Raw genomic sequence first — 12,253 nt, forward strand, 5'->3', positions numbered from 1 at the left:
CACCCGTTCCAGCAGAATCGGTTCCCAGGCGTGACGCAGGCGGGTGCGCAGCGCGGTGGTGTCCTTGGCGGCGAGGGACTTCGGTGAGGTGGAGGACGGTGTCGCAGCGGGCGAGCCACAGGCCCCGGCAGGCAGGGGCGGGCGCCGTAGCCGGCGAGGGTGACGGCACGTACGGCGGCCGGTGAGCCGACGGCGGTGGCCAAGCTGGCGATGTCCTCCGCCGGGTCCCCAACCACGGCCCCGCCCCAGCCGTCCAGGGCGGGTGCTGATCGTCCTGGCGGGTGACCTGCCGGGAGAGGACGTCGCGGTCGACGTATGCGGTCGACGGCGGCGTCGCTGAAACGGGTGCCGGGGCCGCGGTTGCAGCACCCGGCCGTCTTCACGCTGCTGGAACAGTTCGGGGCTTCGGCCCAGATACGCAAGGCCGGCAGGCGTCGCCTGGTCACGCTGCTTCGACCGAAGGCACCGAGCCGTCCGCCGGGTTCCTCGCCGGCGTTCCAGTAGCGGAAGCTGACACGGGTGTAACCGTTGCGGGACTCCGTGCCGAGCGGCAGCCGGTCGACCGCTTCCGGTAGGGGCAGTGTCTCTGCGGCATGGGCGGGTGCGGTGATGGTGGCGGACTGGACGACGAGGCGGCGACCAGGCCGCGCAGCACAGTTTCGACCATGCACCCTGATAGTGGCCCGGTACTCGATGTTATCGGCAATTTGCTGGGTGCCCCCGTGTGAGTGCAAAGGCCATATCGGGCAGCCGTCGCCCTCGCCCCGGACATCGCCGGAGGCCGTCCTGGCGCATCGACCCCTCCGACGCAGAGCACAATCGGACCTAGCGCGAGGGGAGTTCTGTTCGGTGACGGAGGTATCCGTTGTTGGCGCCCGGGGCAATGAGGGCGGTGGTCGCACCCGGCTCGGACACACTGCATTCACGGACGTCGGCGTAGGGCGGTGCCGCTGTTCGTCGAGCCGATCAACGGCGCGTGCCCCGTCTGGGTTCCGCCGCCGCAAGATCTGGTCGCCGCCGCGGACTGAGACGATGTGGATCGGCCGGATGTGCAGGTGCGGTACAGCGCCGACTTCAGCGCGCTGAGTGTGGGCTGGCTGGGTATAGTGAGGTTGAACCCTTACTCAGGCACTGGGGCCTCGCCGATTGATCGGCGGGGCCCCAGTTTTGTGTCTCAGGCGACCTGCAGGGTGGGGCGTCCGTCTGCTGCGGGCGGGACGGCGGCGTAGGCGGGCAGTTTCAGGGTGGGCAGGGTGCCGGCTTTGATGCTAGTGATCGCGGTGCGGAAGGCGGCCTCCATGTCCTGCGAGCTGGCGTACTTCGCCGCCAGGGGGTGGAGGCGGTAGGAGTTGCCCTTGCCTCGGCTGCCGTCTTCGTTCTTGGGGCGGAGGACGATGTTCAGTTCGCACAGCGGCGCGATGAGGTTGCTGATGGCCTGGGGGGTGACGCGGTACTCGGCGGCCATGTCCTTTTGCCGTACCGGGAGCTGGCCTCCGAATTCGCTGCGGTAGAGGAGGTACTGTAGGAACTTGACGGTGGCCCCGGAGACGGGCAGGGCCCAGATGCGTTCGGACACGACGGGTGACATGACCTCAGCCATCGGTCTCCCTTTCTCGTTCGGGGCACTGGAGCGGTTGGTGGTCGGGTATCACCCGGTACGCCTTCCCGTCCCGTAGCGGCTGTCCTTGGGGAAGCTGAGGTCCAGTTCTTCTTGGTGGATGTCCGGGCCGATTCCGTGGGGGAAGGCGTCGGGGTCGCGCTCGTGCTGCACGGCTAGCTGTTCAAGGACGGTGTGCTGGGCGTTGCTGTTGCCGTGGAACCACAGGCGCACGTTGAGCTGGATCAAGCCGTTGCCGAGTTGTTCGATCCACTTGAATCCGACCAGCGCCCTGACGGCTCGGTTGACGGTCGAGCGGCTGATGGGCTTGCCGCCCTGATGGGCGATGAGTTCGTTCAGGCCGTCGGTGATTTGCTGCTGGGTGTACTGGGTGATTCCGGTTCCGCGCTGCTGTCCGCCGGCGACGTACAGAAACACGCACAGCTGTGACTTGGTGATGCGGTTGGCGACGGCGAGCTGGGCCAGGAGCTGGGTGAACCAGTTGGAGGCCAGGCTGTAGCCGGCGTCGCCGGCCATGTCGTGGACGGCCGTGCGGTCGGGCTCGTACTCGAAGGTGACGTTCTTGAGCTTCCGGCGGGTCCGCGGGTCGGCGCTCTGGGTTGCTTCGCCGAGCTGTTCTCCGAGGACCTGGAGGAGGTCGTCGAAGCCCCCGTCGCCTGACGTGGCGTCAGGAACGGCTCGCGGCCGTCGACGTGCTGGTGGATCGGCTGTCACAGGACCTCCCTTGATACTCAGGCGCTCCAGAGACTAGCCCAAAACTCAAGTGGTGCTTGTCTTTCGCTGTGGCGACGCGCCGAACGGTCACCGATCGGGAGCCTTGTGCGCCGTGGCGCCCGGAAAGTCAAGTGCAGCTTGACTCCCACGACGCTCCTGCAACGAGAGTCAAGCTCTGGTTGATTCTTTGTAGCGCCCTTGTGCCACATTGCATTCGGCCTGCAACGTTCTCCCGGACACGACCTGACGCTCGGCACGAGCGTCTGGCCTGCAGCTTTGCCGCCCATGTAGTGCCTGCTCAAAACTCAACCACAGGTTGAGTTCCTACGTGGAATGTGCCAGCCACGTTGACATTCCGCGCTGGCAAATGTGTCCCCCAGAGCACACCGTCCCCAAGAAAAGTGCAGGTCAACGACCCAATGTAGGTGCGCGCTTCTTTACAAAGAGGTGCACGCCGTGGACCCCGTGCAGTGAACACAATCGGGCAGCATGCCACGAGCCACCGACCACTAGTGGCAACGAGTCCCTGAATCCATGTCCCACCGCCGACGCTCCCGCACCACGGAACAGCAACCGCCGCGGCCCGGCAGAACTCCACCGGCGAACGGAGGCACCTGTACCACCCACTTCGCCCAGCCACGCTCATTTTGTGGATACGTCACGGTCGTCACCACCCGAGACTCGGCACCGATGCTGCTGTCCACTGTCCGCAGGGAGCAACGGCGCCGCACGCGAAGCGAGCTGAACCATCGACCCGTCTCATCACCGCGGACAAGAAGTCCTGTCCTCGGCTTCCCGACGGAGACGGCGCCTTCATGTCCTGATGCATCTGCGCCCCGAGCCAAGCTCGCGGCAAGCGTAGGGGTACGTCGAGCGTGCCATCGCACGCGCCGCGCAAACATTCAGTCCGTCAGCCGCGCTCCTCTGGGTCCCGCCCATCGTGGTCGCGGTGGAGCGGCAGCTCGACCTCGACGACATCGTCGAGGTGCGGGCGGAAGTCGGAGGTCACCACCTCCGGCGAGGCAAGCCCTCGGCTCGATGTCGGTGAAGTAGATCTCCTTCAGAGAGCCGATGTGGCGGCTGCCGTCTTCCCCGAAGCCGCTGTTCGGTGGCGCGGCCTCGTAGATAGGGGCGGCATAGGGCGGCGGACAAGGGGGCGGTTGGGTGCCGGATGAGCTCTTGGTCCGTCGATCCGATCGGGCGAGGCAGCCCGTGCGGGCTCGGGTCTCAATGACAATGCCGCTTGTGCTCTCCGAGCTCGCCCTCGTCTTGATCTCGTCACTGAGCTGCTGCTGCCATCACCCCTTCTGTTCGAGCTGTAGACGTGAGGCTTGGTGGGGGCTGGGCTTTTTGATCTGCCGACTCTCCTACCGGGCGGGGCCCGTCCAGTCAGCCGACTGTGATCTGAGCCTGCAGTGAGTCGAGTGGGTCAAGAATGAGCCACTAGGTGCCTATGCAGAAGGCTTGGAAGTCAAGGTGCCTCGCCCAAGATTCTGTGCAGGTAACAAGATGATGCTGCTCAGACCTGCCTTCACATCTAAGGTGATTTACGTCACTCAATGCAATTGAGGCTGCAATTTCACCTTCGCGCAAAGTGCCCGCAAAGGTGATCTTCGATGCGATGGCGCAGCTCATCACGGGGTGGCGAATCCTGGCGCACGATGGCGAACGGCAGCCATGAAGGAAAGCAAATTTTATGCCCACGCAGCCGCGCTGCCGAGAGCCCTTCTCGCGGAACTCACCCCTTGGTGAGGTTGTGCGCTCACGGGCTGCGATCGGGTTATCTGTTCCCCGGAGCAATGGGGCTCAGGGCGGACAGGCGCATCCGAAGCGGTGCACCGTGGTGTCGTCCAGGAGGGAGATGGATCACCGTGTGCCGTGAGGTCGCTGGCTGCCTGCCGATCATCGCCACCGTGGGGCCGCGTGCGCCCTTGCTGCGCCTCCTGGCCCGGCGGCACCGCGTCATCGCGACGTGTTCAACTTCCCAAGCGCGAGACGGGCTTGCGGCTGTGACCTGCAGCAGAGGAAAGCCCACGCCTGGACATCCGCATCCGTGTCCCACCTCCGTCGGCGCACAAGGTGGGACACGGACACGGAAACCAGAGGGTCAACCACGTGCCGGGGCTGCAGGAAAGTGCCTTGCAGGCGCGCGTGCTTTCGAGAAGGTCAAAAGGACAACGCTGCGGGAAAGCCCTTTCATCCGTTCGCTCGGCGGTATGTGGATGCTGCACCATCGCTCATCACGCAGGAAGGCCCGAGCTGAAACAGCCTTGCGCCGTCGGCCTGTTGACCGTGGTGCTTTGCCATCCCTGGAAGGGACAGAATGAACCCTCTGTGCGTGACAGTGCATCCGGCGCTGGGAGCGAAGGCGTTGCGGCTGATGCCGGACAGCCCGGTCATGGCTTCGCCGAAGGGCTATGAGCTGCCCACCGGCAGGCTTGGCGTGGGAGTGCTTGCAGTCAGCGGCCGGAGGCTGGGGCAGGTGCTCGGCCGCCGGCGTGAGCCACATCCCGCGGAGGTCTGACACGCTATGGGTCGCCGTGAGCAGCCGATCAGGCCGTGCAGCAAATCTCTGCGGGCCCTGGCAGCCTGGCTTCGGTCGGGCCGCGAGGAAGCAGGACTTACCTATGAGCAACTGGCCGCCAGCACACCGTTCAGTCCGGACACCCTCGCGCGCGCCGCGTCGGGGAGCAGTGTGCCCAGGAACCTCAAAGTGGTCGTCGCCTACGCCACCGCGTGCGGACTGTCGGAGGCAGAGGCGGAACGGCTGTGGAAGGTCGCCCGGCGGGATGAGGCGCGTGCCGCGGGAGTGCTGAACGGTCAGCGCAGCGGGTTGCACATCAGCATGGTCAAGGACTTCGCCGGCCTTCACTCGGCCATCGTCGAGCAGTACCAGAACGCCGGCAGTCCTCCCCTGCGCACTCTGGACGATCGGATAGGCGGCCACGGGCGGCTGCCGCACAGCACGGTGAGCCGGGTCCTCAACGGCCAGTCCCGGCCCAGCCGTCCGTTCGTCCTGGCGTTTGCCGAGGCGGTGAACATTCGGCCGTCGGAGGTCGCGGAGTGGGGTAAGGCATGGGACCGCGCGGACCGGGATCGGCGCGGCACGCGCAGCCGGCGGGATTCCCGCGTCCAGCCTGCCGTGCAGGACCGTCTGACCAGACACGACCCCGTTACGCCTCGCGATCTGCAGCTGCTCATGAGCGACCTCGAGGTCTTCACACGTCGGGAACAGGGCATCAAGCTCCTCGTCATCCCGGAGGCTGAGTACTCTCAGGCCAACGGGCCCGCCTCACGCATGACCCGAGAGCTCCTCGTCGACCAGGCGCAGCGCCAGGGCGACTTGTCCTGCCCCCGGTGTCACAGGCCTTCGTTCGGCTACGACGATGCCCAGGGTTGGCGTGCCGAGCTGTGTACCGACTGCACAACCCCTTCTGCGCCCTCCGCTGCCGTCCTGTCGGTGCCCGAGCCGCAAGGGAGTGACGCGCCGTCCGACCGGCCCCGCCTGCCGCAGCGGATGCCGGGCCGCTCCTGGCCTCCCCCAGGTTTCTCGGACTCCTTCGAGACGTTGGGTGCCGATGTGTTCGAAGCCGCCGGCCTTCCGCCGGAGGTGTGCTGTCGTCTCTGCCGGGGCTTCCACGGGGCGTACGACGGCTGCCAGCCCAGGGCGCGGAGCGGGGGGAGGAGTGCCTCAGGCCTTTCTCCTGCCGATCCTGCGGTCTCTGCGGCCGCCGGCTCGGAGGAGAAAGTGTCAGGGGCGGGGGCATTGGCCGCCTACCTCGATCTCGCCGTGGATGCCCCAAGCCGCGGCAGCCCGGCCATCCGGGCCCAGTCCGGTACGGCCCTGCCGAGGACTTCTTCGAAGAGTTCGGGCGCTTTGCCTGGGGTGTCGGCCGGCCAGGGGCAGCCTGCTACCGCGGCGCCGGGCGCTGCCTGCGTCTCCGTGAAGGACAGGCATGGCCGCGTCCCGGAACGGGACCCCGGTGCACGTAGCGGAGCAAGGAAGGTGATGGAGCTACAGCAGAGCCGAGGCCCGCGAGACGGACCCCGGCTCGGAAGGGACCATGTCTGAAGATCAGCTATCGAGCATGAGGTGCACAAGTTGCCTGCCGGTTCCGGTAACTGAGCTCGTCAGACCGGGCGTGCACTGCTGGTGTCGTGATCTTTCAAGGCTGCCGCCACATGGGCCTGAGCCTGGGCGACGTACTTCTCGCTGGCTGCACGGAACTCTGGGCTGGCCACCCGCTCGCGCACGTAGGCGTCCATGCCGGCCCTGATGACAGCGTTGGCAGTGGTGGACTCGACGGCGGCGATGGCTTGAATCCGGTCGAGTAGCTGCCCGGGGAAGCGGACAGAGACCACAACCTGCTTTTCCTTCTCGGTCTTCCTGGGTTCGCTGGGCACGCGGGGCTTCCCTTCGTCGGGGCATGGACGCCCCGTCCACGCCAGGATCGGGGCTGCCATCCCGGTGAGCACGGGTGTTGACAGACGAGTCGACGCACCATTTTCGGACTGCACTGAACGACCCATAGCGTAGGGCACTACAGCACTACACGGTGCGTTACGGGTCACATTCCATATGGACTTCTAACCTCTCATTTGCCGCAGCAGCATCCCGCATGTGTTCTACGACACTCCTGTACTTCAAAGAGTGTCGACACATAGATGTAGTTCCACATGGGATCCTCCATACGTACTACATGAAGTACATCTATGGTGTGCACTACGCTCCGCGAAGATACGAACACGCACCGCACGCTCGCGAGTGCGTGCACTACTCACGAAGGGAACCGCCTTGGACCACTCGCTGCCTTTCCACCTCGACGGCCGCACCGAACCGTTCGGCGCCGACGTCGTCACCGGGCTGGCCGCGCACGCCACCCTGCGCGCTCTGGACCTCGTCAGCCGAGAGATCACGAGCGGCCAGGACATGAACCAGAAACTGGAACCCGATCAGGCCCTCGCGAAGGTCCTCGCCCTGCAGGACGAGTGGTCGAGCTCTCCCCGGAACCGACCGCCCGCGGGGGTCCCGCGCCAGGAAGAGTGCTGGAACGAGAAAGCGGACGCCGTCATGGGCCGCGTCGTCAGCGACGTCGAGGCAGCACTGACCACGGGCGAGATCAGCAGATTCTGCGGACATCCCATCACCGTGTTCGGATCCCACGGCAACCTCACCGAACGCATGGACGCCTTCCGGACTTGGGTCAACGCCGGGCAGCCCGTCGTATCGGTCTCCGCCAGCGGCTGCATGCGCCGCTGGCTGACCACCAGGGACGCCACCGCCACCTCCCTGTCCATCATCACCTACATCCCCGGACACCCCCTCTTCGCGGCCACTGTCACCCCCACGACCGCACTGCTGTCCGACTGCTCCCGATCCTGGCGGCTCACCCTCGCCGACGGCTGGCAGGCCATGACCGGCGAACCCCTCGTCCCCGACCCCGCACCCGACTACGTCCTGCTCCCCCGCTCCCTGGAGCACCTCGCCTCCCGGATCCGCAAGCACTACAAGGAACCGCTCTTCCCTCACGACAGCAGCGCCGCCATCGTCCAAGCCGTTCTCAGCGGCGCCGTGCCCGTCGCCGTCCACTTCACCGAGCACGTCCTGGACTCCGCGATCCTGCCCGTCGCCATCGGCCACGGAATGATCGCCCGGCTCCAGAACAACGGCGACCTCCTGGAAAAGCCCTGGGAAGTCAGCAAGTACATGTACAAGGCCGTCACCGGCGAGGTCCCCTTCAGCGACAGCCTCGTCATCGCCCGCAACATCTGGGACGCCCGCCGCGTCAGCCGCATCCTCGCCCGGGAAACCGCCCTCCTCGAGCAGATCAACCCTCTCGACGCCTTCCTCGATGAAGAAGACGACCTGTTCCGCTTCGACGACGAAGACGTCTAGAACGCAACGGCATGACCGCATACCAGCCCTCTTCTGGACCCGGCCATCACGCGCCGACAGCCCCACCAAGGACAGCGCACGTGAACAACCTGACTCTCATGCCCGACACCTCCCAAGGCGACCAGCCCCAGACCAGCCCCGGATGGCGCTTCAGCGTGATTCCGCCCAAGGACGTCTGGGCCCGGTGGTACACCAACATCAAGGCTGCCCGCCGCCCTGCCGGCACCCTCGCCATCCCCGCGATAGCCACCACCGCCACCCTGCACTTCACCCACGTCATCCACGACGGCGACTCCCTCATGGCGCTGAGCCTCACCGCACTCACCGTCGGATACGACGCCGTCATCGCCATATGCCGCACCTGGCACAAGAACTCCGCCGTCACCAACGACGCATCGCGACGGGACGCCGCTCACCGCCGCAACGCAGCCTGACGACGCGGAAGGCCGCCCGCCGACAGCAACTGGCCCAACCTTGTCGACCGCGCCCCCATCGGAAACGCTGACCACCTGGCCTACCTCTACGGCGTTGCCTCCTTGCCGGAGGCGGCGCCGATCAGACCTCGAGGTAGGCGACGGCGACCACAGTGCGAAGCGGCGTCACCCAGTAAAAGACGTACGCGCTCGACTTGGTCGGCGTACACGCGCAGCTGAAGGCCGGCGATGTCGCCGGGAATCGGCTCGCCGATGCTGGGGTCGACGGAGATGACGACCAGGGCGCGGTCCAGGGCGTGCAGCTCGGCTTCGCTGGTGATGGTGCCGAGCGCATCCGGTGGACGTCGACCCGGGTGCAGCAAAGCTGGTGACCCCTCCGCCGGCCTAGCCAACACGTACGGGGCGAGGCATTTGCCCTGTTCCGAGCGGGAGCCAGGAACCAGTCATTGTCCCGGCCCCCGCTCGGAACAGGGCCAGCCACAGACACCAGGTCCCGATCGCATGAGCACGCCGCTAATCACCACGTTCGTGCGGAGCCCTTCCTTGTCGGAGAAGGCTCCATGGGCGGGCCCCGGACCATACAAGTCCGGGGCCCGCAGGCTGTTCCGGGTACGACTGCTACAGGTCGAACTCGAGATGCTCGATGTCCGTGAAGCGCACCTCCTCCAGGGAGCCGGCGCGGCGGCCGCCGTCCTGGAAGTACACCTCCTTGAGCGCTTCGGCGGCGATCTCCTGGAGTCGGACGTCGCTGGCGCCGGCCTCCTGGGCATCGAAGAGGCGCGCGGCGTAGATCGGGGGCAGGGCGACGGTGAGGTGTCGGATGCGGTCCTGGTCCGTCGACCCGATCGGTGCGGTGTAGCCGAGGCGGGCGCGGCTGTCGATGACGATGCCGCCGGTGGTGGCCGCCTTCTGCCGGGCCTTGGCCTGGATCTGTGGCTGCCACCGCTTCTTCACTTCGCGTTCCAGGCGGGCGGCGAGGTCGGGGCGGGGCTTTTTGATCTGGTTCTTCACGTACCGCTCGACGGTGCGCTGGGAGATGCGCAGCATCTGGGCGACGGCCTTCGTGCCTTTGAGCTGTCTGACCAGGTACCGCATCTGCGCGCCGGCCGATCTTGGCGCCGGGCGGGTGAACGCCTTCTGCACCGCGGCCTCCAGGCCGTCCCCGAACAGGCTCATGGTGGCCTACTCCTGCTCTCCGTTGTCGACGTCGGTGACGGTGCCGCCCTTGGGCCGGCGTACAGCCACGCTGGCCGACATCACCGGCCGCCGTACGACGGGCAGACGCATTGACGAGCTCGGTCTTCCGTCTCCCGAGCGTCCGCAGCCGCTATCGTGCAGGGCCGACGCCCTCAGGCGGCGGTACTCAGGTCCGCCGTGGTAACCGTCACCTCGGCGCGGGAGGCGGCCTTCAGGCGCATCCTTTCCTTGACCACGTCGGCGCTCTGGAAGCCCTCCCAGTACGGGTGGGTCGTAACCGTCTCGGAGAGTTCGAGGCACTCCTGGCGCAGCTGGGCAACGGCGGCCTTCTGCTCATCGGTCCATCCCGGGCTCGGTTCCCGGCCGCCGGTGACCTCGCCGGTATGAGGGTGTTCGGTACCGGGCCAACCCTCCAGGGGTTCCGCCGACCAGGGCAGGGACCGTAGCAGCGCCGAAAGCTCTGCGGTGACCTGGTGCAGGCGGGTCTGGGCGGCAAACAAGTCACCGGGGAAGGAGGTCTCGGCCATAGCCGGAATGATACGCGTGTTCGAGTCTGGTTTGTCTTCCGGCACCCCGGTGTCCGCCGGGTTCTGAGGAGCGCGCTCGACGTCTGTAGCGTGCGTGGGTTCGCTGACCGGCTGCGATGGCGGCCACGCATCCGGGGCAGGACGGGCCGCTGGCTCTACCACCGGCGGGTCGGTGGGTCGTGCCGCCTTGCCACAACGGGAAGCTCCGGCCTCGTACTTCCCGGGGCGTGGCTGGGGAGTACCCGGCGGCACACGCTGCGGCGTTCCTGGGAGCTCTGCCGCAGGTGGGTGCACGGGATGCTGTGGCCTGTCGACGGTGATGGAGAGCTGTGCGAGACCGCGTCGGGGCAGCGGTGCGCTGGGCGTCCGCGTTTCCTCTCCGAACCGGCAAGAGAGCTCTGCCTCCTCACCCGAGAAGTGGATCGCGTCGCCGGGTTCGACGACTCCCTCGGCTGGTGGCTCCTCGATCGGCCGGTACTCGGACCAAGTGGCCCGGTCGCGGGCAGGCACCCACATGTAGGTTCCGGCATGACGGTTTCGCTGTGACGGGATGAAGAGCGGCACCACGGTCCCGGTCGCCGCGCCGATCAGCGTCTGGCCGACGGTGACGCCGCGGGTGTTTCCGGTCCACCCGGTCCAGCCCGTACCTTCGTCGTCCAGCCGCCGAGGGGTGTCCCACTGCAGGTGTACCCGGCCGCAGCCGGTCTTCGCCAGCCCGTCAGGGCACGGTCGTTCGGCCGCCGCTGTGCAGGTCCACTCGACGAGGACGCGGTACCCGCCCATCAACGGAAGGTCGGTGGCGTTGCTGATCTGCCGCCACGTCGCAGGCCGGGTCAGCATCCAGTTCGCTCGGTCGACGAGGTGAAACTTGTCGTTGTCGGTGATCCAGTTGGCGGTGAGTCCAGCGCTGGCGTGCGCTCGAGACCGGCGAAGGACCGTCCCCGAGCTGGCGTTGTAGTACTGCGCCTCGCACCCCAGGTTCAGCCCTCCGTCACCGATGACGGTGACATCCGGCCGGGACGTCCGGAACTTGTTCGCCTTCTCTACGTCGTACCGGATGCCGGCTGCGTCACATGTCCGGGCCACGAACTCCTTCATGGCCTTGTGCCGGTCGCTCTCCTCCGGCGTCATCTCATGGGTGGTGGGCAGGTGCACCGCACGCAATCGCACCAGGCCATCGGGTCCGCGGTGCCTCCGGACGTACATGAAACGGCTCTGCACACCGTTCAGCTCCGCCTTGCACACGCGACCCGCCTGGCTCTCGACGCACTGCAGCAGCGTGCGGTCGCGTTCGGCGATCGGTCGGAGCAGCGCGTCGATCAGGTCGGGCAGGAGGTGTTGGCTGCCGTGCGGGAGATCGAGGTCGTCCTTATCGAGTGCGAGGACTCGCTGGAGCCCTTCGTGCCAGACACCGTTCGCCAACGTGCACCGCCTTCGCTTAGGAGGACTTTCCCTCGAAGGTAGAGGCAGCCACTGACAATCCGACAGATGCTGGGTGACTAGAGGAAACTCCGACAATCTCCTCGTATTGCTAGCGGTGTCAGTTTCCGCCCCGGTTAGCCCCGGATTAACGAGTCGGCGTCGAATACTAGGGTCGCTCCTCACCCGTACAGCCGGAAGACGCGGCGCGCAGCCTCTCCAAGTTCCGGTCGCTTCGGAAGCTGAGGGTCTTGCGCTGCAGGCGGGCTTAGCGGCTGTCGGCGCTGGAACGGCCGCCCGCCAGCGCTGCCCCGCCCGGCTTCGACGCCGAGACCTACAAGGAGCGGAACACCGTCGAGCGCTGCATCAACCGTCTTAGACGCCATCTCATTTGGCTGGCTCGGTAGTCTGTCGGTCATGGTGGGGATCGTCGAGCAGCTCGTGCCGG

The 12,253-nt window shown here is 66.7% G+C and carries 8 protein-coding genes and 4 pseudogenes; 5 read left to right on the forward strand and 7 right to left on the reverse strand.

From position 1 onward, the window contains the following. A pseudogene (locus Q5694_RS34560) lies at nt 1–251 on the reverse strand (aminoglycoside phosphotransferase family protein); the annotation flags it as partial. An 82-nt stretch (nt 252–333) separates the two neighbouring features. On the opposite strand from Q5694_RS34560, the pseudogene Q5694_RS34565 reads away from it, so the two are divergent. Continuing rightward, a pseudogene (locus Q5694_RS34565) lies at nt 334–468 on the forward strand (IS110 family transposase); the annotation flags it as partial. Between the two features lie 706 nt (nt 469–1,174). On the opposite strand, the gene Q5694_RS34570 reads toward Q5694_RS34565, so the two are convergent. Further along, complete coding sequence (locus Q5694_RS34570; RefSeq protein WP_333937481.1) at nt 1,175–1,600, reverse strand: hypothetical protein; 426 nt, start codon at nt 1,598–1,600, stop codon at nt 1,175–1,177. A 48-nt stretch (nt 1,601–1,648) separates the two neighbouring features. Then, nucleotides 1,649–2,332: a hypothetical protein gene (locus Q5694_RS34575; RefSeq protein WP_333937482.1), complete on the reverse strand. Its 684-nt coding sequence runs from the start codon at nt 2,330–2,332 to the stop codon at nt 1,649–1,651. A gap of 2,530 nt (nt 2,333–4,862) precedes the next feature. On the opposite strand from Q5694_RS34575, the gene Q5694_RS34580 reads away from it, so the two are divergent. Beyond that, nucleotides 4,863–6,404 (forward strand): helix-turn-helix domain-containing protein, encoded by a 1,542-nt coding sequence (locus Q5694_RS34580; RefSeq protein ID WP_333937483.1) that lies wholly within the window; start codon nt 4,863–4,865, stop codon nt 6,402–6,404. 59 nt (nt 6,405–6,463) lie between these two features. Here the strand turns inward: Q5694_RS34580 and Q5694_RS34585 are convergent, their stop codons facing one another. Then, nucleotides 6,464–6,736, reverse strand: coding sequence for a hypothetical protein (locus Q5694_RS34585; protein ID WP_333937484.1), 273 nt, complete (start codon nt 6,734–6,736; stop codon nt 6,464–6,466). Nucleotides 6,737–7,127: 391 nt separating this feature from the next. Between Q5694_RS34585 and Q5694_RS34590 the strand changes: the two genes are divergently transcribed. Together Q5694_RS34590 and Q5694_RS34595 are read left to right on the forward strand one after the other, a co-directional pair. Next, complete coding sequence (locus tag Q5694_RS34590; RefSeq protein WP_333937485.1) at nt 7,128–8,228, forward strand: hypothetical protein; 1,101 nt, start codon at nt 7,128–7,130, stop codon at nt 8,226–8,228. Nucleotides 8,229–8,308: 80 nt separating this feature from the next. After that, a complete protein-coding gene (locus Q5694_RS34595) occupies nt 8,309–8,662 on the forward strand; it encodes a hypothetical protein (protein WP_333937486.1) in 354 nt (117 codons plus the stop codon). A 121-nt stretch (nt 8,663–8,783) separates the two neighbouring features. Here the strand turns inward: Q5694_RS34595 and Q5694_RS34600 are convergent. The 3 genes and pseudogenes from Q5694_RS34600 to Q5694_RS34610 form a co-directional block, all read right to left on the reverse strand. Continuing rightward, nucleotides 8,784–9,024, reverse strand: a pseudogene (locus tag Q5694_RS34600) (hypothetical protein). Nucleotides 9,025–9,280: 256 nt separating this feature from the next. After that, nucleotides 9,281–9,838 carry a telomere-protecting terminal protein Tpg gene (gene tpg, locus Q5694_RS34605; protein ID WP_333937487.1) on the reverse strand — a complete coding sequence of 186 codons (558 nt, stop codon included), beginning with the start codon at nt 9,836–9,838 and terminating at the stop codon, nt 9,281–9,283. A gap of 173 nt (nt 9,839–10,011) precedes the next feature. Next, nucleotides 10,012–11,808, reverse strand: coding sequence for a hypothetical protein (locus Q5694_RS34610; protein ID WP_333937489.1), 1,797 nt, complete (start codon nt 11,806–11,808; stop codon nt 10,012–10,014). A gap of 281 nt (nt 11,809–12,089) precedes the next feature. Between Q5694_RS34610 and Q5694_RS34965 the strand changes: the two are divergent. After that, nucleotides 12,090–12,188 (forward strand): annotated as a pseudogene (locus Q5694_RS34965) (IS5/IS1182 family transposase); the annotation flags it as partial. Nucleotides 12,189–12,253: the final 65 nt, after the last annotated feature.

Origin of the sequence: Streptomyces sp. AHA2 (assembly GCF_036857595.1) — a bacterium.
In the GTDB taxonomy this organism is placed as follows: Bacteria; Actinomycetota; Actinomycetes; order Streptomycetales; family Streptomycetaceae; genus Streptomyces.